The sequence below is a fragment of the Rhodanobacter sp. C05 genome (assembly GCF_002001165.1).
Lineage (GTDB): Bacteria > Pseudomonadota > Gammaproteobacteria > Xanthomonadales > Rhodanobacteraceae > Rhodanobacter.
This window is the reverse complement of record NZ_MUNQ01000007.1, coordinates 186,795-206,361: the sequence shown is the minus strand read 5'-3', so window position 1 is coordinate 206,361 and position 19,567 is coordinate 186,795. Positions and strand designations below refer to the sequence as shown.

General features: G+C 62.8%; 22 protein-coding genes, 1 tRNA gene and 1 other RNA gene. 17 read left to right on the top strand and 7 right to left on the bottom strand.

Annotated features, from left to right (window positions below):
• Positions 1–148 precede the first annotated feature (148 nt).
• Both B0E51_RS05475 and B0E51_RS19115 read left to right on the top strand, forming a co-directional pair.
• On the top strand, positions 149–1,075 hold the full coding sequence (locus B0E51_RS05475; protein ID WP_143525799.1) for a hypothetical protein: 927 nt from the start codon (positions 149–151) through the stop codon (positions 1,073–1,075).
• Positions 1,076–1,301: 226 nt separating this feature from the next.
• Positions 1,302–1,592 (top strand): hypothetical protein, encoded by a 291-nt coding sequence (locus B0E51_RS19115; RefSeq protein WP_143525798.1) that lies wholly within the window; start codon positions 1,302–1,304, stop codon positions 1,590–1,592.
• Positions 1,593–1,695: 103 nt separating this feature from the next.
• Here B0E51_RS19115 and B0E51_RS05470 read toward each other — a convergent pair whose 3' ends face one another.
• Positions 1,696–2,739 carry a glycosyltransferase family 9 protein gene (locus B0E51_RS05470; protein ID WP_077443962.1) on the bottom strand — a complete coding sequence of 348 codons (1,044 nt, stop codon included), beginning with the start codon at positions 2,737–2,739 and terminating at the stop codon, positions 1,696–1,698.
• Positions 2,740–2,787: 48 nt separating this feature from the next.
• On the opposite strand from B0E51_RS05470, the gene B0E51_RS05465 reads away from it, so the two are divergent.
• The 8 genes from B0E51_RS05465 to B0E51_RS05430 all read left to right on the top strand — a co-directional run bounded on the left by B0E51_RS05465 (position 2,788) and on the right by B0E51_RS05430 (position 7,752).
• Positions 2,788–3,519 carry a 3-deoxy-D-manno-octulosonic acid kinase gene (locus B0E51_RS05465; RefSeq protein ID WP_077443833.1) on the top strand — a complete coding sequence of 244 codons (732 nt, stop codon included), beginning with the start codon at positions 2,788–2,790 and terminating at the stop codon, positions 3,517–3,519.
• Positions 3,516–4,277: an MBL fold metallo-hydrolase gene (locus tag B0E51_RS05460; RefSeq protein WP_077443832.1), complete on the top strand. Its 762-nt coding sequence runs from the start codon at positions 3,516–3,518 to the stop codon at positions 4,275–4,277. The genes B0E51_RS05465 and B0E51_RS05460 overlap by 4 nt, the downstream gene beginning before the upstream one ends.
• A 91-nt stretch (positions 4,278–4,368) precedes the next feature.
• Positions 4,369–4,458: transfer RNA gene (locus tag B0E51_RS05455), tRNA-Ser, on the top strand.
• 54 nt (positions 4,459–4,512) lie between these two features.
• Positions 4,513–4,609: signal recognition particle sRNA small type (gene ffs, locus B0E51_RS05450), an RNA gene on the top strand.
• Positions 4,610–4,733: 124 nt separating this feature from the next.
• Positions 4,734–6,425: a DNA polymerase III subunit gamma/tau gene (dnaX, locus tag B0E51_RS05445; protein ID WP_077443831.1), complete on the top strand. Its 1,692-nt coding sequence runs from the start codon at positions 4,734–4,736 to the stop codon at positions 6,423–6,425.
• Between the two features lie 29 nt (positions 6,426–6,454).
• Positions 6,455–6,778: a YbaB/EbfC family nucleoid-associated protein gene (locus tag B0E51_RS05440; RefSeq protein ID WP_077443830.1), complete on the top strand. Its 324-nt coding sequence runs from the start codon at positions 6,455–6,457 to the stop codon at positions 6,776–6,778.
• 6 nt (positions 6,779–6,784) lie between these two features.
• Complete coding sequence (gene recR, locus B0E51_RS05435) at positions 6,785–7,387, top strand: recombination mediator RecR (RefSeq protein ID WP_077443961.1); 603 nt, start codon at positions 6,785–6,787, stop codon at positions 7,385–7,387.
• Positions 7,388–7,407: 20 nt separating this feature from the next.
• Positions 7,408–7,752 (top strand): histidine triad nucleotide-binding protein, encoded by a 345-nt coding sequence (locus B0E51_RS05430; protein ID WP_077443829.1) that lies wholly within the window; start codon positions 7,408–7,410, stop codon positions 7,750–7,752.
• 67 nt (positions 7,753–7,819) lie between these two features.
• Here the strand turns inward: B0E51_RS05430 and B0E51_RS05425 are convergent, their stop codons facing one another.
• The 6 genes from B0E51_RS05425 to B0E51_RS05400 form a co-directional block, all read right to left on the bottom strand.
• Positions 7,820–8,401 (bottom strand): Slp family lipoprotein, encoded by a 582-nt coding sequence (locus tag B0E51_RS05425; protein WP_077443960.1) that lies wholly within the window; start codon positions 8,399–8,401, stop codon positions 7,820–7,822.
• Positions 8,402–8,448: 47 nt separating this feature from the next.
• The gene (locus B0E51_RS05420) at positions 8,449–10,422 is read right to left on the bottom strand and encodes a DUF3488 and transglutaminase-like domain-containing protein (RefSeq protein ID WP_077443828.1); all 1,974 of its coding nucleotides are present in this window, start codon (positions 10,420–10,422) and stop codon (positions 8,449–8,451) included.
• Positions 10,422–11,375: a DUF58 domain-containing protein gene (locus tag B0E51_RS05415; RefSeq protein ID WP_143525797.1), complete on the bottom strand. Its 954-nt coding sequence runs from the start codon at positions 11,373–11,375 to the stop codon at positions 10,422–10,424. Before B0E51_RS05415 ends, B0E51_RS05420 begins: the two co-directional genes overlap by 1 nt.
• 268 nt (positions 11,376–11,643) lie before the next feature.
• Positions 11,644–12,585 (bottom strand): MoxR family ATPase, encoded by a 942-nt coding sequence (locus B0E51_RS05410; RefSeq protein WP_077443959.1) that lies wholly within the window; start codon positions 12,583–12,585, stop codon positions 11,644–11,646.
• A gap of 68 nt (positions 12,586–12,653) precedes the next feature.
• Positions 12,654–13,253: a Maf family nucleotide pyrophosphatase gene (locus tag B0E51_RS05405; RefSeq protein WP_077443826.1), complete on the bottom strand. Its 600-nt coding sequence runs from the start codon at positions 13,251–13,253 to the stop codon at positions 12,654–12,656.
• Entirely contained in the window at positions 13,250–13,705 is a 456-nt protein-coding gene (locus tag B0E51_RS05400; RefSeq protein ID WP_077443825.1) for a hypothetical protein, read from the bottom strand. The genes B0E51_RS05405 and B0E51_RS05400 overlap by 4 nt, the downstream gene beginning before the upstream one ends.
• 184 nt (positions 13,706–13,889) lie before the next feature.
• Between B0E51_RS05400 and B0E51_RS05395 the strand changes: the two genes are divergently transcribed.
• The 7 genes from B0E51_RS05395 to fabF all read left to right on the top strand — a co-directional run bounded on the left by B0E51_RS05395 (position 13,890) and on the right by fabF (position 19,567).
• The gene (locus B0E51_RS05395; RefSeq protein ID WP_077443958.1) at positions 13,890–14,369 is read left to right on the top strand and encodes a YceD family protein; all 480 of its coding nucleotides are present in this window, start codon (positions 13,890–13,892) and stop codon (positions 14,367–14,369) included.
• Between the two features lie 69 nt (positions 14,370–14,438).
• Complete coding sequence (gene rpmF / locus B0E51_RS05390) at positions 14,439–14,633, top strand: 50S ribosomal protein L32 (protein WP_077441856.1); 195 nt, start codon at positions 14,439–14,441, stop codon at positions 14,631–14,633.
• A 157-nt stretch (positions 14,634–14,790) separates the two neighbouring features.
• Complete coding sequence (locus B0E51_RS05385; RefSeq protein WP_077443824.1) at positions 14,791–15,765, top strand: beta-ketoacyl-ACP synthase III; 975 nt, start codon at positions 14,791–14,793, stop codon at positions 15,763–15,765.
• Between the two features lie 142 nt (positions 15,766–15,907).
• Positions 15,908–16,855 carry an ACP S-malonyltransferase gene (gene fabD / locus B0E51_RS05380; RefSeq protein ID WP_077443957.1) on the top strand — a complete coding sequence of 316 codons (948 nt, stop codon included), beginning with the start codon at positions 15,908–15,910 and terminating at the stop codon, positions 16,853–16,855.
• 55 nt (positions 16,856–16,910) lie between these two features.
• Positions 16,911–17,654: a 3-oxoacyl-ACP reductase FabG gene (gene fabG / locus B0E51_RS05375; RefSeq protein WP_077443823.1), complete on the top strand. Its 744-nt coding sequence runs from the start codon at positions 16,911–16,913 to the stop codon at positions 17,652–17,654.
• A gap of 197 nt (positions 17,655–17,851) precedes the next feature.
• The gene (gene acpP, locus B0E51_RS05370; RefSeq protein WP_007805185.1) at positions 17,852–18,091 is read left to right on the top strand and encodes an acyl carrier protein; all 240 of its coding nucleotides are present in this window, start codon (positions 17,852–17,854) and stop codon (positions 18,089–18,091) included.
• A 237-nt stretch (positions 18,092–18,328) separates the two neighbouring features.
• The gene (gene fabF / locus B0E51_RS05365; protein ID WP_077443822.1) at positions 18,329–19,567 is read left to right on the top strand and encodes a beta-ketoacyl-ACP synthase II; all 1,239 of its coding nucleotides are present in this window, start codon (positions 18,329–18,331) and stop codon (positions 19,565–19,567) included.

Genomic DNA, 19,567 nt, shown 5'->3' with positions numbered 1-19,567 from the left:
GGCCAGCCCTGCCAAGCCCTCAGCGTGCCGAGTAAGCGGCGTTGCAAATGGAACGGCGGCATGTCCACAGGTCCGCGAACGGTCGAGGGTAAGGCGGCGGTTACGGCGAACCTACGCCGGCCCGTCGCATATTAGCAAACGTGCACCCATGCGCGAGGTGATTCGAGTGGTAGAGTTTACCAATGGCATCACTGGAAGCTGGAAAACGCCAGGCCCGTTACTCAATAGAATTGCTTGGAATCTGACGTCTATGAAATTTCTGTCCACACTTTCGGGTAGACCTTCTAATTTTAAACGATTGATTATTGCTATTTTTTTTATTGTTGTGATTGTCAGTGCGGCGAACGCGACAGGCCTACATTGGAAAGTCATAGACGGAAAAGGGAAGTTGCTGGGCGATATCTCAGGAGATTTTTCAGGAGACTTTTCTGGAGTTCGCTATTTGCAAAAGTCGCTCCAAAGCACGTACCCCGGGATAGCCTTGTCTATCAGAAATTGCAAACAGCCGACCCTTGTCCAATCGACGGACGCCGTTTACGGGAGGGACTGGCAGTGCGGCAGCATCATATACAACGGCTCTGTCATCCGGCCCAAGTCGGAAGTTCCGGTCATCAGATTTCAGCCGTCAAGTTCGCATTGGCACTTTGTTGGGCAAGACGGTGGCAACGATATAATATTTATCAATGACCCAAACCCATCGGGCGGGCATATTTTTATTTGGACTGAAGATTACAGTGCGTTTGCGTTGGCCGACGCCATCAGTATGCGCGAAGGCAAAAGCGTCTACGCAACCGGGTTAGAGGATAGTGAAGTCCCCGCAGAAATACGCAAGGTAGCAAACGATATCGTCGATGCAAATCCATCTGAAATAGGTGGCACTACTTACCACACGAGCGGTCTGGCTCAAAAAATGCTGTTCGAAATTGACTGCGCCTCTGGACGTATGCGCAATGTGCAATCGCTCGGGACGCATGGCGAAATATTCGATTTTCTGCGCAACAGTGCGTCGCCTTGGTATAAGCCGACATTTCCTAATGGCCGGTTGACATTGATGCAGCGCGAGTGCGGGCACTAAAATTGTCCTCGCGGCTTCGTCCCTGATGCCACACTCGCCGTGAGCCAGCCGCACCTGTGCGCCTGTGCGTTTGAGTACCACCTGTTCAAGCACACGTCGCGTGCGCGACCGCTTGTGGATAACGTCGAGGTTGCCACAAGGATGGTGACCAGTACGTGCGTGCCTGTGCGTGCGAATAACTTTGGCAGCCTTCGCAGAGTGCGATCCACCGACGCACGAACCGACGTTGTTTGAAAAAGGCATCAATGTTTTTCAAATCGAGCGCCGCGCTGGCGAGATGTTGGCCCAGATGCCGAAGGCGACGGGTGGAGAAGAGGATTCCCTTGCCATCGCCAGCGTGCGCGAGGGATGGAGTGACTTATCGCAAAGTGCGATTAAGTGCGATGGGCGACAAATACGCTCGCGCGCGATACCGGCAGATGCTGCAAGCCTGCATGCGCTACGCAAATGGGTAGCTCTATGGGTAGCTAAAACGTCAATTGCCTTGGAAAGCTATGCGCAGCAACGTGTCCGATAGTCTTACCAGGATTACCGCGCGGTCTGATCTTCGTGTTGGAGCGCACTCTGTGCGCGAGTTTTGAGGCTTGGTCGAGCCAAGAGCTCGCGCACAGGGTGCGTTCCTACAACAGTTTGAGATCGCGCGCTGCGGCTTGGTAGCGCTCGATTACCTCATCGACGCCGATCAGATCCATTACGCCGGGGTATTCGATCTTGCTGCCCCACGGAATCTCGCTGGCTGGCTTGCCCAGATACTTGCGCGCCGCCTCGTCGTACTTGTTCACGCACCATCGACGGTCGGAGTAGGGGCCCGAACGGTCCGGATTGCTTGCCGCGTGCAGGCCCAGCACCCGGGTGCCGACGGCGTTAGCCATGTGCATCGGCCCGGAGTCCGGTGTCAGCAACAGCTGCGCGCGACCAAGCAAGGCCATCAGTTTCTTCAGTGTGTCCTTGCCGGTGAGGTCCAGCGGCATGCGCTGACATGCTGCCAGCACCGCATCGGCCATGGCACGCTCATCGGCCGAAGGTCCGCCCACCAGCGCCACACGCCAGCCGCGGGCGGCGACATGATCCATCACGGCGGCATAGCGCTCTGGCTGCCAGTTGCGTAGCGTGTGGCTGGAAGTGGGGCTGACCAGCAAGGTCGGCGTGTCGCCGGGCAGTTGTTCCGCAGCCCACGCATGCGCCTCGTCGGGGACCGGGATGCCCCACTGCACCGAGGTCTGCTTCAATCCAAGCGGTTCGCAGAAGCTGCCGATCGCGTCCAGCACATGTTCGCCACTGCGTGCCGGAATGCGTTCGTTGATGACCAGGCCGTGCAGATCCTTCGCGCGTGCGTGGTCGTAGCCGATGCGTCGATCGGCCTTGATGCCCAGACTCAGCAGGTTTGAGCGCATCGCTACCTGCATCTGCAGCAGCGCATCGAAACGTCGCCCGCGCAATGCATCACGTACCGCGCGCATGCCAGCCCAGCCGGCCACCTTGTCGAACGTGATGAACTCCACGTCGGGCAGGTCACCGACCAGTTTGTGTTCCAGCTTGCCCACCACCCAGGTCAGCGCAGTGTTGGGCCATGCCTGTTGCAGGGTGCGCACGAGCGGCACCACGTGGGTGACATCGCCGATGGCGGAGGTGCGCAACAGGCAGATCGAGGCAGCGGCAGTCATCGGGTTCCGGGTCATGGGGCTGGGTTAGAATCGGGGTAATCAATAGGCATGATGATGCAGGAACGCACATACAAGAGTGCCGCCGGCGCGATTCTGTTCGACGCTACGGTATCGCCACAAGTTGGGCCTGACTGGTTTGTGCCGGATTACTGGCATCGGCAGGGTGCCTTGCGCACGCAGGCTGGCGGGCGTGGTGGTGTGTCGATCATCGCGACTCCGGCCGGCGAGTGTGTGCTGCGGCATTATCACCGTGGCGGCATGGTCGCTGCGTTGATGGGGGATCGTTATCTGTGGACTGGCAGCGATCGCACGCGCCCGTTTGCGGAATTCCGTCTGCTCGGCGAAATCGCCCGGCTCGGTCTGCCCGGGCCGGTACCAGTAGCTGCGCGCTATGTCAGGCAGGGCCTGTCCTACAACGCCGACCTGATCACCCGGCGCATTGCTGATGCGCATACCTTGGCCGAATGCCTTGCGGCAGGGCAGCTGGATGGTGAGCTGGCTACCAAGGTTGGTGCACTGGTCGCGCGCTTTCATCGTGCCGGCATCTGGCATGCCGATCTGAATGCGCACAATGTGCTGGTGACGTCCCGTGGGCTTTACCTGATCGACTTCGATCGCGGCTGCATGCGCAAGCCTGCCACTGCCTGGCAGCAGGCCAACCTGCAGCGCCTGCGTCGCTCGCTGCTCAAGCTGGGGGCTGCCGGTCACGGTGAAGCACTATTCGAGAAAGACATCTGGCAACCGTTACTTGACCGATACGGGCGTACGCTGACCCCATGAACTGGCATCTGCATTTTCTCGGTGTGGGCGCCGCACATGCGGTGGAACTCGGCTCATCGGCCGTGGTGCTTGAACGCGCCGGCGTGCCGCAGCTGCTGATCGACTGCGGTCCCGACACGCTGGATCGCTACGTGGCCGCCTACGATGCGTTGCCGCCGGCGTTGTTCATCACGCATACCCACATGGATCACGTGGCCGGATTGGAGCGGCTGTTCTTCCGGCTGTGGTTCGATCCGCACCTGCGCGGCACCACCCGGCTGTTTGCCCATGCCGGGCTGATTCCCTGGCTGCAGGCGCGCGTGGCGGATTACCCGGGCGCGCTCGCCGAGGGTGGCGTCAATTTCTGGGAAGCGTTCCGCCTGGTGCCATGCACCCGGGGCTTCTGGCTGGATGGGTTGTGGTTCGACGTATTCGCTACCCGGCATCATGTGCCGGGTACGTCGTACGGCCTCGCGCTGGATGGCAGCTTCGTCTATACCGGCGATACCCGGCCGATCCCCGAAGCTTTGGCGCGTTATGCCAGCGGCAATGAAGTGATCGCGCACGATTGCAGCCTGGTCGGTAATCCGTCGCACACGGGCATCGACGACATCGAGCGTGAATATCCGGGCGAAGCAATGCGCTCCCGACTGCTGCTGTACCACTACGGCAGTGTGGCCGATGGCACCGCGCTGGCCGCGCTCGGCTACCGCATCGCGGCCATGGGTGACCGGATAACCGTGGGCGAACCATCTGCACCGCGGGCCGATGCGGGCTGAATTCGGCTGCGTCCGCTTGCCTGTAACCGGGCCTGCCGCTATTCTTCCGCTTCTTTGCCGGGCCGGATGCCCGACAAAGAGAGGTTCATGCGGAGAGGTGTCCGAGTGGTTGAAGGAGCACGCCTGGAAAGTGTGTATACGGTAAAACGTATCGCGGGTTCGAATCCCGCTCTCTCCGCCAACTTGCAGGTTTCACGCAGTTTCCGGGCCTAGCCGCCCACGTCTATGGTGGCCCCGTCGGTCCCCCCGCGACGATAGTTCGCAAACTCCGCCAGGTCCGGAAGGAAGCAACGGTAGCGAATGATTCGGGTGCCGGGGTGTGGCTGGCGGGGCCGCCGCCTTTTCGGGCTCCCGTCATCCGACGCCGCCGCCCGCCACGTATCGAAGTAAGTCAGCGGTTACTGACTTGCCGTCCCCGACTTGGCACAATCGACCTTTGCCCCCACGTTGGTAGCCATGTCTTATCAGGTACTCGCACGCAAGTGGCGCCCGCGCAAGTTCGCTGAGCTGGTCGGGCAGGAGCATGTGGTGCGCGCCCTCACCAATGCGCTCGAGACCGGGCGCATGCATCACGCCTACCTGTTCACCGGCACTCGTGGTGTCGGCAAGACCACCATCGCGCGCATCTTCGCCAAGTCGCTGAACTGCGAACGCGGGCAGTCGGCTGATCCCTGCGGCGAATGCTCGGTGTGTACCTCGGTGGATGAAGGGCGTTTTGTCGACCTGCTGGAAATCGATGCGGCCAGCAATACCGGCGTGGACGATGTGCGCGAGGTGATCGAGAACGCGCAGTACGCGCCGTCGCGCGGTCGCTTCAAGGTGTACCTGGTCGATGAGGTGCACATGCTGTCGAAGAATGCGTTCAACGCGTTGCTGAAGACGCTGGAAGAGCCGCCGCCGCATGTGAAGTTCCTGCTCGCCACGACCGATCCGCAGAAGCTGCCGGTGACGGTGCTGTCGCGCTGCCTGAAGTTCAACCTGAAGCGTTTGCTGCCCGAGCAGATCTCCGGCCAGATGCGGCACATCCTTGGCGCGGAAAATATTGCTTACGAAGACAGCGCAATTGGCGAGCTGGCACGTGCTGCAGATGGTTCGCTGCGCGATGGCCTGTCGCTGCTCGACCAGGCGATTGCCTACGGCGGCGGTGCGCTGCATGCCGATGACGTGCGCACGATGCTTGGTAGCGTGGCGCGTGGACAGGTACTGGGTGTAATCGATGCACTGGCCGCGGGCGACGGTGAACGACTGCTCACCGAGTGCACGCAGATTGCTTCGTACTCGCCGGATTTCGGCGGCGTACTGGATGACCTGGCCAGCGTGCTGCACCGCCTGCAGCTGATCCAGCTGATTCCCGGCTACCAGCCGGAGGAAGGCAGCGATGACGATGGTGCGCTGGTCGCATTGGCCGAGCGGATGACGCCGGAAGACGTGCAGCTGTATTACCAGATTGCCACCTCCGGTCGGCGCGATCTGGTGCTGGCGCCGGATGCACGTACCGGTTTCGAGATGGCACTGCTGCGCATGCTGGCGTTTCGGCCGGGCGATGGCGCACCAGCGGCGCGTACCGAAAAGCCGGTTGCTGCCAGCAATGCGGTGCCATCAGCGTCATCTCCACGATCAAGTGCAGTAGCGCCTGCGCGCCCTGCAGCCGTGGCCGAGCGCCAGCAGGATTCTCCGCCACGGCCGCGTGTGGATCCGGTAGCGCGCCCGGAACCGACAGTGACTGCCGTGACGGCTCCGGTGGCGCGGGATGCCAATGGCTTGCCGAACTGGGAGGCCTTGATCGAACAGGCTGGCTTGCGCGGTCCGTTCGGTCTGCTGGCACAGAATGCCGTGTTGCGCGAACGCGACGGCCAGACCCTGGTGCTCGCGCTGCAGCCGGCTCACATGAATCTGGCGGTGGAGCCGATGGTCAGCCAGATGGAAGAGCGCATCGGTCAGGTACTTGGCGAGCGCATCCGTCTGCGCTTTGTCAGCAACAGCCGGGAAGCGGGTGCGCAGACGCCGGCGGCGCGCGCCGCACAGGCGCGCGATACCGCTCAGACAGCTGCCGAACAGGCGATCGAGGGCGATCCGCTGGTGCAGTCGCTGAAGCGCGAGTTCGGTGCGCGCGTGGTACCGCAGTCCGTCAAACCCCTTGATAGTTGAATCCTTGAAGTTGAAGCCGGAGCAGTGAGATGAGAGGACAGATCGGTCAGCTGATGCAGCAGGCTCAGCGCATGCAGGAGGACATGAAGCGTGCGCAGGAAGAGATCGCCAAATTGGAAGTTACGGGCAGCGCCGGCGGTGGTCTGGTCACCGTGGTGATGACTGGTGTGCATGAAGTGCGTCGCGTGCAGATCGACCGGCAGACGTTTGCCGACGACCCGGAAATGGCTGAGGACCTGGTTGCTGCCGCGATCAACGACGCAGTGAACAAGGTGGCCGAGGTCAGCAAGAACAAGCTCGGCGGTGTCACCGCCGGGATGAACCTGCCGGCCGGCTTCAAGATGCCGTTCTGATTGATCGTGAGCAACGGCTCCAGCCTTCTCGCTGACTTGATCGAAGCGCTGCGCTGCCTGCCCGGCGTGGGCGGCAAGAGTGCGCAGCGGATGGCCTTCCATCTGCTGGAGCGCGAGCGCGAGCGTGGGCTGAAGCTGGCTGCCGTGCTGGAGCAGGCGATGCAGCGCATCGGTCATTGCAAGCAGTGTCGCAACTTCAGCGAGGAGCCGCTGTGCTCACTCTGCGCCAGCAGCAGCCGTGACCGGCAGGTGCTGTGCGTAGTGGAGTCGCCGACCGACCTGGCGGCAATCGAGCAGGCCACCGGGTATCGTGGCCAGTACTTCGTGCTGATGGGACGGTTATCGCCGCTGGATGGCCTGGGACCGGAGGAGTTGGGGCTGGCGCAGCTGACCCAGCGACTGGGCGAGGGCGAGATCGAGGAGCTGATCATTGCCACCAATCCCACGGTGGAGGGCGAGGCCACTGCCCATTACCTGGCGCAGCTGGCACGTGCAGGTGGCGTACGGCCAACCCGGCTGGCGCACGGCGTGCCGTTGGGCGGAGAGCTGGAATACGTCGATCGCAGTACGCTGGCGCATGCGTTCGGCAGTCGGCAGTTGCTGGACTGACTCATACGGAGCAAGCGGACATGGCCGATACCATCTTCAGCAAGATCATCCGCCACGAGATACCGGCTGACATCGTTTACGAGAACGATGAGGTGCTGGCCTTCCGCGATCTGAATCCGCAGGCGCCGGTGCACGTGCTGTTCATTCCCAAGCGAACGCTGGCCACGCTCAATGATGCTGTGGCGGGCGATGCCGAGTTGCTGGGCAGGTTATTGCTGGCCGCCGCCGATTACGCGAAACAGCAGGGTTTTGCCGAACAGGGTTATCGCACCGTGATCAACTGCAACGAAGATGGCGGCCAGACGGTGTTCCACCTGCACGTGCACCTGCTGGCCGGGCGCCGCCTGCACTGGCCGCCGGGCTGACGCAACAGCAACGGTGGCCACCACGGATAAAAGAACGCCGGCTTGATGCCGGCGTTCCTGTTTGCGATTACTTGCCTGTCGGCGGTGGTGGTCGCACCACGATCACCCGCGGGCCGCCGTACCCGTAATAGCCCCATGGTCCACCCCAATACGGGCCGAAACCGGGGCCCCAGAACGGGTCGTAGTAACCCGGCGGATAGGCTTCATAACGTGGACGCTTCGGCCACAGATAGACCACGTCGGCTTCCACGCGCGGATAGGCATAATCAAAATCACCCACCTTTTGCGAAACCGTTCCGTGCAGGGTGCCGGTGATCGTCAGCTCACGCCCGCGGGTAAACACCTCGGGGTCGTAGAAGCCAGCATGGCAGACAACGAAGCGACCCTGGTTGTCGCCAGCGTTACCTGCGGCTGGGCGTGCCTCGCTGTCCAGCGGTCGCGACAGCAGATAGAAACAGGTCTCCTGCTGACCCGGTTCGGTCTTGATGATTTCGCCACCCCAGCGTACGCGGGTGCCACCGGCACCACCCTGTTGGGCGCTGGCAGTGGAAATATTGGTGTAGTTGCCTTGCAGCGGTTGGGGGACCGTGGCGCATCCACCCAGCAGGGCGATAGCTGCGGCGAGAACAAGAGGGCGGTACAGGGACATGGCAGCTTCTCCATCATGGGCGATGACATGCGTCATCGCGTCGGCTTTCATTTGACCACGCGGACGGCCCGAAAATCCCGCACCGCACGCTGAAAGTCGCGCAACGATTCAGGCGGCGGTTCGTCATGGGCATAACGCAACTCCAGGTAACAAGTCATCAATAGCGCAAGTTCACCACGTTGCTCCGGCAGTGCCCGGGCAGCGCGGCTCAGGTAATGCTGCGGACCTTCGCTGGGTCGGCGCACGATACCCTTGCGCGCCAGCTTTCGCTCCAGTTCGCGCAGCGCAGCGCGCAACGGATCGCGCGCCTGTCGCCGCAATAATGCCCAGCCCAGGCCGATCGCAATGAACAGCATGCTGCCGATTGCGAGCAGCGTGCCCAGGGTCGTCGTGTCGGCGTCGCGAATGCCGAATGGAGTCAACAGGCCACGCTGGCGCAGTGCATCGAAACCGGTAACGCCTTGCCCCCACCAGCGGTTGACGATGTCCCAGTGATTGCGCATTGATTGCAGCCAGCCGTTCTCATACCACGGCAACTGGCCATCAGCCGCCGCCGCGGCGCCCAGACTCACGCGCTGCGGCCGTACCGCGCCCGTCGGGTCGACGCGCACCCAGCCACGACCGCTCAACCACACTTCGCTCCAGGCGTGGGCGTCGGAATAACGTACCAGCAGGTAATTGCCCAGTGTGTTCCAGTAACCGCCCTGGTAGCCGGTGACGACCCGCGCGGGAATGCCGGCCGCGCGCATCAGTACGGTGAATGCCGACGAGTACTGCTCGCAGAAACCCTCATGGGTATCGAACAGAAAGTCGTCCATCGCATCGCGGCCCAGCGGTGCCGGCGACAATGTGTAGCTGAAGCCGCCATCGTGGAACAACGAAAGCGCGGCCTGCACGATCGCGGCATCGTCGACGCCATAGCGCTGACGCCACGATTGCCCCAGCGCGAGGGTCCGCGGGTTGAAACCGGTGGGCAGGTATAGCCCACGCTGGCGCGCCCGGATGCCCAGCTCCGGTTGCAGGCGGTATTGGATGGCCGATCGTCCCGCATAGGCAAGCGGGTCGTTGACCGGTTTGTCAGCCATGACCACACGATCCTGACGGAGCACTGTGCTGGCAGGGGCGTCGAGTGGCACATCCAGCATGGGCAGCACGTATTGATGCGTCGGTTCCATGCTGATCTGGTATCCGACGACGGTACGGGATGCCTGCAGTTCGACCGGCGTCCGATTGACGATGTCGACGTATTTCCAGCGCGAACCGTCGTAGTCCCACATGACATAGGCGCGGAAATAGCGCTGGTCCGGCGGTGGGGGTGTGCCTTCAAAACTTACCCGCATCGCCGGGTGATCGTCGACGAGCAGATCGGTAAAGTCGCCTGGCGACATGTTGTCGCTCAGTCCGGTACGCGCATCCCGCGGTGCGGGTGCTCCCCACAACGGCGAGCTCAGTCGTGGCACCAGCAGAAATCCAAGCAAGGCCAGTGGCAATGCCGCTGCCAGCAGGCCGAGGCCTGGCAGCAATGATCGCTGGAGCGTAGCTGATGTCTGTGCCGGTTCCAGCGCGCGCAGCGTCGCAAGCGCTGGCAACAGGCCGAGTGCCACGATGACCGTGGCGATGAGTCCCTGATCGAAAAGCAGGGCCGTCATCAGCGTGAAGCAGGCAAAGCTTATGCCCACTCGAACATCGCGTGCGGATTCGGTCTCCAGCAATTTCAGGATCAGCAGACCAACGGCGAGCGCTGCTCCCGGCTCGCGGCCGAAAATGTTCCCGTAGTGGGTAATGACCGCAAGCGTCAGCAGCACCAGCAAGGGCAGCTTGAGCCAGCGCGGTACGCGACCGGTGCGCTGGCGGCGTTGCCACCAGCGCCAGCCAAGCGTGAGTGCCAGCGCGATGCTGAGCCACCACGGCAGATGCGCTGCATGCAGGCCGAGCACGAAGGCCATGGTCAGGCTGAGCAGGTCGAACGCACGGGTGTCGATCGGCAATTCGGCGAGGGCCTTGCGCGATGGCAGCGTCATCATGGCAGTTGCGCCAGAGCGTTCATGCAGTGCGCGTAATGCAAGAGGCCACTACCGCTGGCGATCTGATTATCCGGCAGCCACAGGCTGTAATTTCGTCGTTGGGCCTGAGCCTCGCCCAGCCAGCGGGCCAGTCGGGCGATACGGGCTTCGTTGTCCAGTCCGCGCAGCTGTCGCCAGTCCAGTTGCCACTGCGGGCGGCTCTGTGGCTGCTCGAAGTCCTTCACCAGCAGGTTGATATGACGGGCGCTGGCTTTCCAGGCGATATGCCGCTGCGGATCGCCTGCGCGATAGTCGCGCAGCGCAGCCAGTTCGTCGCCACGGTGCAGGCGCATGTGGCGGGCGTCGTCCGCCGCGGCGTGTGGCGGCGGGCCAGCGGTTTCCGGGCGTGGCCATACCAGGATCGATTGCTCCGGGTGCAACCAGCTCCATGCGCGAAACAGCCCCAGTGGCCAACTGCTCCACAAGCGCAGACGCGGCAATGGCTGCCAGCCGCGGCGCAGGGTCGGCAACGCCAGCGCTATCTGGGCGATGCCGTTCGTATCGATGGCGAAGGCTATGGAGTCTTGCCCCAGATCGACGCGGATCGCATTGCGGCGGCGTTGCGACTCCAGTACCAACGTGAGTTCGATTGGCTCGCCGGCAACGGCATGTCCGGCGCGCACGTGAGTCAGTCGCAGGCCATCGAGGCTGCGAAACGCCACCAGCATGCTGGTGGCACTGGCTGCACCAAGCAGACAGGTGAGCAGCAGTGCGGCGTTGTTGGTGTAGTTCAGCGCACCGACCATCATCACCAGCAGCAGCACCGAAAAACCCATGCCGAAGCCAGTCGGCACGATATAGATGCGTCGTCGATGCAACTCGATCGGCAGGCTTTCGGGGCGACGATAACGGGTGAGTGCGGGTAGCCGGCTTTCCGCCCAGGTTTGCATGCGCTGTAAGAGCCTGTTCACGGTCTCCCTGCACCTCGCGTTGCCGTTGAGTGGCCGTCAGGTGGTTGTGTGCGGCGCAGCGCCTGACTGGCGGTCAGGTCAAGCCGCGCGCAGCCGCATGGCGGCCACTCAACGGCAACCCTTCGGGCCGGGTCTGTTTGCCCGCATGCCGGCGTCATCACTCGGTCGTGTACGGACGTACACTTCCTCGTTCTTCCTTGGCCTGCGCGCAAACAGCTCCCGGCGCGGGGCGCAGGGAGACCGTGAACAGGCTCTAAGATGCTGCGCATCAATCCACCGCCACCTCAGCCAGCAGCTGTCGTGCCAGCGTGTCACCACTGGCGCCACGTACCGACAGCAGGCGATGGGCAGCCAGCGGCACGAACAGCGCCTGGATATCTTCGGGCAAGACATGGATGCGGTTGCTGAGCAGCGCCCATGCACGTGCAGCGCTCAACAAGGCAAGCCCTGCACGTGGCGACAGGCCCACGCGAATCTCGGCATGCCGGCGGCTGGCTGCAAGCAAGGCCTGCAGATAGTCGAGCAGGGCGGCGCTGGCGGTGATCGTCTGCGCCTGCCGGTGCAGCGCGAGCAGGGCGGCGCCGTCGAGTTGCGGTGTCAACTGGGCCAGCAGATCGCGGCGATCGCTGCCGGTGAGCAGGGCGCGTTCGGCAGTGGCATCCGGATAATCCAGCGACAGCCGCAACATGAAACGGTCGAGCTGCGAGTCGGGCAGCGGGAAGGTGCCATTGAGGTCGAGCGGGTTCTGCGTGGCAACGACGAAGAACGGCTGCGCCAGCAGATGGGTCTGGCCGTCCACGGTGACTTGATGTTCGGCCATCGCCTCCAGCAGTGCGCTCTGTGTCTTCGGGCTGGCACGGTTGATTTCGTCGGCCAGCAGCAGGCCGGTGAAGATCGGGCCGGGATGAAAGCGGAACTGACTGGTTTCGCGTTCGTATATGCTGACGCCGACGATGTCCGACGGCAGCAGGTCGCTGGTGAACTGCACGCGCTGGAAGTCGAGTGCGAAGGTGGCAGCCAATGCATGGGCGAGGGTGGTCTTGCCGACGCCGGGTATGTCCTCCAGCAGCAGGTGACCACCCGCAATCAGACAGGTGAACGCCAGCTTCACCTGGCGCGGCTTGCCCAGCAGCACTTGGTTGACCTGGGCCATGGCGGCGTCCAGGCGCTGTTGCAGTCCTTCATCGCGAAGCGTGGAGATGGCTGACATGATTCCTTCGGTGCAGGGCGGGTTGAGGGGCACGGAGGCAGTGTAGCGATTGTCCGGCAAAGCCGGTCCTATGGCAGTTCGATGCCGGCCTCGCGCAGCAATCGCGCCAGCGCGATCAGCGGCAATCCGATCAGCGCGCTGGGGTCGTGATTGTCGATAGCCTCGAACAGGCTGATACCCAGACCTTCGCACTTGAAACTGCCAGCGCAGTCGAGCGGTTGCTCGCGTTCGATATAGCGTTCGATTTCCCCTGCGCTCAATACACGGAAGCGCACGCGGGTGTGATCGACATGGGTTTGCCGACGACCGTCGCGGGTGTCGAGCAGGCACAGCGCAGTATGGAAATGCACCTCGCGACCCGAGCTGACGCTGAGCTGGGCGCGGGCGCGTTCGTTCGTACCGGGCTTGTCGAGGGTCAGTCCGTCGAGTTCGGCCACCTGGTCGGAACCGATCACCAATGCATCGCGCAGCCCATTCGCCGCAGCGTCGGCCTTGGCAATCGCCAGGCGTAGCGCGCGTGCTGCGGGAAGCTCGCCGGGCAACGCAGATTCGTCCGTGCCGGGTGCGCATTGCTCGAAATCGAGCGCCAGCCGGTGCAGCAGCTCGGCGCGGTAACGCGAAGTGGAGCCCAGCACCAGTCGGGGCGCTGCCAGCGCCGAGGCTGTCATGTATCGGATTCGCGACGGATGTGTTCGCGCATGGCGCTGTTCAGGTCGTGCTGGGCTTGGGTAAGCGCCTGCAACAGGGGTTGCAGGCGATCGCGCGTATGGCGCATCGAGTTGGCAGCTTCGTCCAGCTCACGCTGGCTGGCATGTGCCGACTGATCACGAATCCACAGCCGCTGTTGCAACAAGGCACGCAGGCCACCATCGATGGCATGCTGGGCATCCTGTTCGCTGGCGGCGGGCAGGTCGGGATTGAGCGACATTACGGCATGCGCCTGCTGCAGGCCGGAGCGGCAGGTCTTGAGGTCTGTTTCGAGCCGATCGGCCAGATCGAGCAGAGTCTGCAGGCTGCGGCTGCGCAGCGCCTGGCGTCGACGCATGAGGAGGGCCCAGCCAACGCCGGCAACCAGCAGCAACAACAGTATGGTGACGCCGGGCGTCAGATAGTCATTCACGAGTGGCAGTTCAGGTGGCGAAGGGATTCAGTCTGCCGCATCGAGGCCGGATCAGGCAAAATAAGCCTCTGAAAGGGGTGTTTCATGGCTCTGGATAGCCATACCAGTTGACTTGGGACGGCTTCATACCTAATATTTCGCGATTATGTCCGTGACACTGCCAGAGTCCGTGGACGCTTGGCGCATGGTCTCGGCGCGGCGTTCGTTTGAGGGAACGCTACCCATCGCGGCCATGTCACGCCTGTGCGAGGCACTGGCGGGCCCCGATGGGGTGGCGCAATTCGAGCTGGATTTCGGGCGCGACAGCCTGGGTACGGACTATCTCGATGTTCGCGCGCAGGCTTCGCTCACGCTGGTCTGCCAACGCACGCTGGAACCGTTTGTACTGCCAGTGGTGGTGAACACCCGGCTTGGCCTGATCAAGCTGGAGCGCGATGAGGCCGGCTTGCCGCCCGATTGCGAACCACTGCTGGTGGCTGAGGATGGCCGGTTGAAACCGGCAGATGTCATCGAAGACGAATTGCTGTTGGCGCTGCCGCTGATTCCGATCAATCCGGACAGCAGTCTGCCCGACGAAGTGACAGGCCACGAACCGGAAGAGAATTCCGCCGGTGAGGGGCGCTCCGAAAATCCGTTCGCGGTATTGCGCGAACTGAAGAAGTAAACACCGACCCGGATCATCCGATCCTGGTTTTGTCGCAACAGATCATCAAGTTTCCGTTGGAGAATTACCATGGCAGTTGCCAAGAGCCGCCGTACCCCGTCCACCCGCGGCATGCGTCGTTCGCACGACGCGCTGAAGACCGTGCAGCTGTCCACCGATCCGACCAGTGGCGAAGTGCATCTGCGCCATCACGTCACCAAGGATGGCTACTACCGCGGCAAGAAAGTGATCGAAACCAAGGGTGCGGTGTCGGTCGAGGATTGATCGGTTCGGCGGAACCCTCAGGGGTTCCGGGACACGATCATGCGAGACGGCGCGGCGACGCGCCGTTTTGCGTTCATGGATGCCGGAATATCCAGTACGGCATTGCGCAGACGCCACCCAAGGCGTTCAATCCTCCGTTTCATTGATGGATAGCTGAATGGCCCAGATCTACTCCCGCATCATTGCCACCGGCAGCGCGCTGCCAGAGCGCGTGGTCACCAATGCCGATCTGGAAAAGATCGTCGATACCAGCGACGAGTGGATCCATACCCGCACGGGTATTCGTCAGCGCCATATTGCTGCTGACGGGGAAACCACTGGCGACCTTGCATTCCTTGCCGCGCAGCGTGCGCTGGAAGCGGCCGGTGTCAAGGCGTCCGAGCTTGACCTGATCGTGCTTGGCACCACCACGCCGGACATCATCTTTCCGTCCACCGCCTGCCTGGTGCAGCATCGACTCGGTGCGAACGGCTGCGCCGCGTTCGACGTCAATGCCGCCTGTTCGGGCTTTGTCTATGCGCTGGGCATTGCCGACAAGTTCATCAAGAGCGGGCAGTCGAAGAAGGTGCTGGTGATCGGTGCCGAGACGCTGACCCGGATGGTCGACTGGACCGAACGTGAAAGTTGCGTGCTGTTTGGCGACGGTGCGGGCGCCGTGGTGCTGGAAGCTTCCAGCGAGCCTGGCATCTATGCCACCTGCCTGCATGCCGATGGCGGCTTCAAGCATCTGTTGTACAACCCGGTGGGCGTGTCGGTCGGTTTCAAGGACGAGCCCAATCACGGCGTGCGCATCAACATGTCAGGTCGTGAAGTGTTCAAGGTCGCGGTGAAGACGCTCGACTCGCTGGTGGAGGAAACCCTGCAGGCTGCCAATATGGTGGAGTCGGACATCGACTGGCTGATCCCGCATCAGGCGAACCTGCGCATCATCGAGGCCACCGCCAAGCGGCTGAAGATGTCCATGGACCGGGTCATCGTCACGGTCGACAAGCACGCCAATACTTCGTCCGGTTCGGTGCCGCTGGCGCTCGATTACGCGGTGCGTTCGGGCAAGGTGCAGCGTGGCCAGAACCTGTTGCTGGAAGCGTTCGGCGGCGGCTTCACCTGGGCTTCGGCGCTGCTGCGCTACTGAGCCGGAGCAGTTCAGGTTTTCTCTACAATGCCGCCTTCGGGTGGCATTGTGCTTTTCCACCCTGCAAAAATAACGAATACAGCTGCGTATGGGCAGCGATGCTGGCACCATGGCGGTTTTCGTCGATGGAATCTCCGCATCCATGAGTTCAACTTCCGCCTCGCTCGCTTTTGTTTTCCCCGGTCAGGGCTCGCAATCGGTCGGCATGCTGGCCGAGCTTGCCGCCGCGCATGCCGAAGTGCAGGCGACGTTTGCAGAGGCCTCGCAGGGTGCCGGGCTCGATCTGTGGAACTTGAGCGCTCGCGGGCCGGAAGACCAGCTCAACCGTACCGAGAACACCCAGCCGGCACTCCTCGCTGCCAGCGTGGCGGTATGGCGGGTGTGGCAGAAGCTGGGTGGCGTGCAGCCGGCACAGTTGTCAGGTCACAGCCTGGGCGAGTACAGCGCGCTGGTCTGTGCCGGCGCACTGTCCCTGCATGATGCGGCAGCGCTGGTGGCCGAGCGCGGTCGTTTGATGCAGGCAGCCGTGCCGGCCGGCGTGGGCGCGATGGCGGCGATCCTCGGTGGCGACGATGCGCAGATTGCTGCGGTGTGCGAAGAGGTGGCGCAGGGACAGGTGGTGTCGCCGGCGAACTTCAATTCACCCGGCCAACTGGTGATCGCCGGTAATGCCGAGGCGGTCGATCGTGCGCTGGCGAGGGTTGCCGAGCTGGGCGTGAAGAAGGTGATCAGGCTGGCTGTCTCGGTGCCATCGCATTGCGCCTTGATGCGCGATGCCGCTGACAAGCTGGGTGAACGCATGGGCTCGATCAGCTGGCAGCTGCCGTCGATCCCTGTGGTACAGAACGCCGAAGCGCGCAGCTACGGCTCGGTTGATGAAATTCGCGGCGCGCTGCAGCGCCAGCTGTACCTGCCTGTGCGCTGGACTGAATGCGTGCAGGCGCTGGCTGCTGGTGGTGCTACCCGCATTGCGGAGTGTGGCCCCGGCAAGGTGCTGAGCGGCCTGATCAAGCGCATCGACAAGACGGTCGATGCACGTGCGATCGGTGCACCGGCCGAATTGGATGCTGCGTTCGCCGAATGGGCGTGACCTTCCCCGGTACTCATGATTTCTTCCATTGATTGAATGTCAGGAACCTCAACAGATGAGCAAGCCACTGCAAGGTGAAATCGCGCTGGTCACCGGCGCCAGCCGCGGCATCGGTGCGGCGATTGCCGACGAACTGGCAGCGATGGGCGCCACCGTGATCGGCACCGCGACCAGCGAGAGTGGTGCTGCGGCGATCGGTGATCGACTGGCAGCACATGGTGGCCATGGTCGCGTGCTGAATGTCACCGACAGCGCCGCGGTCGACGCGCTGGTCGACAGCATCGCGAGGGAATTCGGCGCGGTGTCGATCCTGGTCAACAACGCCGGCATCACCCGCGACCAGCTGCTGATGCGCATGCGCGAGGAAGACTGGAACGTCATCCTCGATACCAACCTCAGCTCGGTCTATCGCACCTCCAAGGCGGTAATGCGCGGGATGATGAAGGCACGCAAGGGCCGCATCATCTCGATCGCCTCGGTGATCGGCCTTACCGGCAATCCGGGCCAGGCGAATTACGCGGCGGCGAAGGCCGGCATCATTGCGTTCTCCAAGTCGCTGGCGCGCGAAATCGGCACCCGCGGCATCACCGTCAACGTGGTGGCGCCAGGCTTCATCGATACCGACATGACCCGCGCCTTGCCCGAAGAGTCGAAGCAGGCGCTGCTCGGCCAGATCGCTCTGGGCCGGCTTGGCGAGGTGGCTGACATCGCCAAGGCGGTGGGTTTCCTGGCCTCGCCGGCGGCGGCCTATATCACTGGCGAGACCCTGCACGTCAACGGCGGCATGTACATGCCGTAAGGCATGCGCAGGCAGTTGTCGCCAGCGGGCTCGTTTTAGGCGACAATTGCGCTTTCGCGTCGGCCCATTTGGGCTGCGTCCTGGTATCACCGGCGGATCGTGGCGGCTTCGCGGTTTAACCACTACAATGCCGCCGGCCTTTTGCGGGCATTACGCCGGCACAGACAAACATTTACTCCTTGAGAGGTATGGGCAACATGAGCACCATCGAAGAGCGCGTCAAGAAAATCGTCATCGAGCAGTTGGGCGTGAAGGAAGATGAAGTCACGGCGAACGCTTCGTTCGTGGACGATCTGGGCGCAGACTCGCTGGACACGGTGGAACTGGTGATGGCGCTCGAGGAAGAGTTCGAGACCGAGATTCCCGACGAAGATGCCGAGAAGATCACCACCGTGCAGCAGGCCGTTGACTACATCAAGGCCCACTCCAAGGATTGATCGGTTCGCCATTGATCGCTGTGCGCCTGACTGGCCTGCACTCTGCGAGCCAGTCGGTTCATACAGCGATACTGAATGCTGCGCCTTCTTGGCGCAGTTTTCGTTTCTGCAATTTGTAACGTCCGACCCCGTATGGTGCGCAGGATGCGCCTAAGCCGAGGTTGATGACGTATCTGCGATCCGTGTCGCGAGGCGCACGCCCGCCGCGGGTTTACGGAATCACGAAGGAAGATCAGCATGAGCAAGCGACGTGTGGTAGTGACCGGCATGGGCATCATCTCGCCGGTCGGCAACGAACTCGCCAGCGCCTGGGAGCGTGTCCTCAAGGGTGTCAGCGGGATCGGCCCGGTCACCCATTTCGACACCTCAGCTTATTCCACGCGCATCGCCGGCCAGGTCAGCGGTTTCGATCCGTCCCAGTGGATGCCGCTCAAGGACGTCAAGAAGATGGACCCGTTCATCCACTATGGCGTGGCGGCGGGTACCCAGGCTTTGCGTGATTCCGGGCTGGAAGTGACCGAAGAGAACGCACCGCGCATCGGTGTGGCCGTCGGCGCCGGCATCGGCGGTTTGTACACGATCGAAGCGACCACGCTCGAACTTGCCGCCAAGGGACCGCGCCGGGTGTCGCCGTTCTACGTGCCCAGCTCGATCATCAACATGGTCTCGGGCCAGCTGTCGATCATGTTCGGCCTGAAGGGGCCGAATATCGCTTGCGTTACCGCATGCACCACGGCGACCCACAACATCGGTCTGGCCGCGCGGATGATCCAGTACGGCGATGCCGATGCGATGATCGCCGGCGGCGCCGAGTTCGCCACCACCGGTACTGCGATGGCCGGCTTCTGTTCGGCCAAGGCGATGTCCACCCGCAATGACGAGCCGACCAAGGCCAGTCGTCCGTGGGACAAGGATCGTGACGGCTTCGTGCTGTCCGACGGCGCCGGCGTGCTGATGCTGGAAGAGTACGAACATGCCAAGGCGCGCGGCGCCCGGATCTATGCCGAGCTGGCGGGCTTCGGCATGAGCGGCGACGCCTTCCACATGACCGCGCCGAGCGAGGGCGGCGAGGGTGCGGCGCGCTGCATGCAGAGCGCCTTGAACGATGCCCAGCTTGCCCCGGCCGACGTGCAGTACATCAACGCGCATGGCACCTCCACACCACTTGGCGATCTGGGTGAGGTGATGGCAGCGAAGAAGGTCTTCGGTGATCACGCCTACAAGCTGGCGATGAGCTCGACCAAGTCGACCACCGGCCACCTGCTTGGTGCAGCCGGCGGCGTCGAGGCAATCTTCACCATCCTGGCGCTGCGCGACCAGGTGTTGCCACCGACAATCAACCTGGACGAGCCGAGCGAAGGCTGCGATCTGGATTTCGTGCCGCACACCGCGCGCGAAGCCAAGCTCGACGTGGCGATCTCCAACTCGTTCGGCTTTGGCGGCACCAACGGCACGCTGGCATTCCGCCGCGTCTGA

What these genes read in the sequence shown, in the direction of transcription:
- B0E51_RS05475 (WP_143525799.1), top strand. Translation starts at nt 149, where the DNA reads ATGCGCGAGGTGATTCGAGTGGTAGAGTTTACCAATGGCATCACTGGA.
- rpmF (WP_077441856.1), top strand. Translation starts at nt 14,439, where the DNA reads ATGGCAGTTGCCAAGAGCCGCCGTACCCCGTCCACCCGCGGCATGCGT.
- B0E51_RS05465 (WP_077443833.1), top strand. Translation starts at nt 2,788, where the DNA reads ATGATGATGCAGGAACGCACATACAAGAGTGCCGCCGGCGCGATTCTG.
- acpP (WP_007805185.1), top strand. Translation starts at nt 17,852, where the DNA reads ATGAGCACCATCGAAGAGCGCGTCAAGAAAATCGTCATCGAGCAGTTG.
- fabG (WP_077443823.1), top strand. Translation starts at nt 16,911, where the DNA reads ATGAGCAAGCCACTGCAAGGTGAAATCGCGCTGGTCACCGGCGCCAGC.
- B0E51_RS05470 (WP_077443962.1), bottom strand. Translation starts at nt 2,739, where the DNA reads ATGACTGCCGCTGCCTCGATCTGCCTGTTGCGCACCTCCGCCATCGGC.
- B0E51_RS05410 (WP_077443959.1), bottom strand. Translation starts at nt 12,585, where the DNA reads ATGTCAGCCATCTCCACGCTTCGCGATGAAGGACTGCAACAGCGCCTG.
- dnaX (WP_077443831.1), top strand. Translation starts at nt 4,734, where the DNA reads ATGTCTTATCAGGTACTCGCACGCAAGTGGCGCCCGCGCAAGTTCGCT.
- B0E51_RS05395 (WP_077443958.1), top strand. Translation starts at nt 13,890, where the DNA reads ATGGTCTCGGCGCGGCGTTCGTTTGAGGGAACGCTACCCATCGCGGCC.
- B0E51_RS05460 (WP_077443832.1), top strand. Translation starts at nt 3,516, where the DNA reads ATGAACTGGCATCTGCATTTTCTCGGTGTGGGCGCCGCACATGCGGTG.
- fabD (WP_077443957.1), top strand. Translation starts at nt 15,908, where the DNA reads ATGAGTTCAACTTCCGCCTCGCTCGCTTTTGTTTTCCCCGGTCAGGGC.
- B0E51_RS05440 (WP_077443830.1), top strand. Translation starts at nt 6,455, where the DNA reads ATGAGAGGACAGATCGGTCAGCTGATGCAGCAGGCTCAGCGCATGCAG.
- B0E51_RS05430 (WP_077443829.1), top strand. Translation starts at nt 7,408, where the DNA reads ATGGCCGATACCATCTTCAGCAAGATCATCCGCCACGAGATACCGGCT.
- B0E51_RS05385 (WP_077443824.1), top strand. Translation starts at nt 14,791, where the DNA reads ATGGCCCAGATCTACTCCCGCATCATTGCCACCGGCAGCGCGCTGCCA.
- B0E51_RS05405 (WP_077443826.1), bottom strand. Translation starts at nt 13,253, where the DNA reads ATGACAGCCTCGGCGCTGGCAGCGCCCCGACTGGTGCTGGGCTCCACT.
- B0E51_RS05420 (WP_077443828.1), bottom strand. Translation starts at nt 10,422, where the DNA reads ATGACGCTGCCATCGCGCAAGGCCCTCGCCGAATTGCCGATCGACACC.
- B0E51_RS05425 (WP_077443960.1), bottom strand. Translation starts at nt 8,401, where the DNA reads ATGTCCCTGTACCGCCCTCTTGTTCTCGCCGCAGCTATCGCCCTGCTG.
- fabF (WP_077443822.1), top strand. Translation starts at nt 18,329, where the DNA reads ATGAGCAAGCGACGTGTGGTAGTGACCGGCATGGGCATCATCTCGCCG.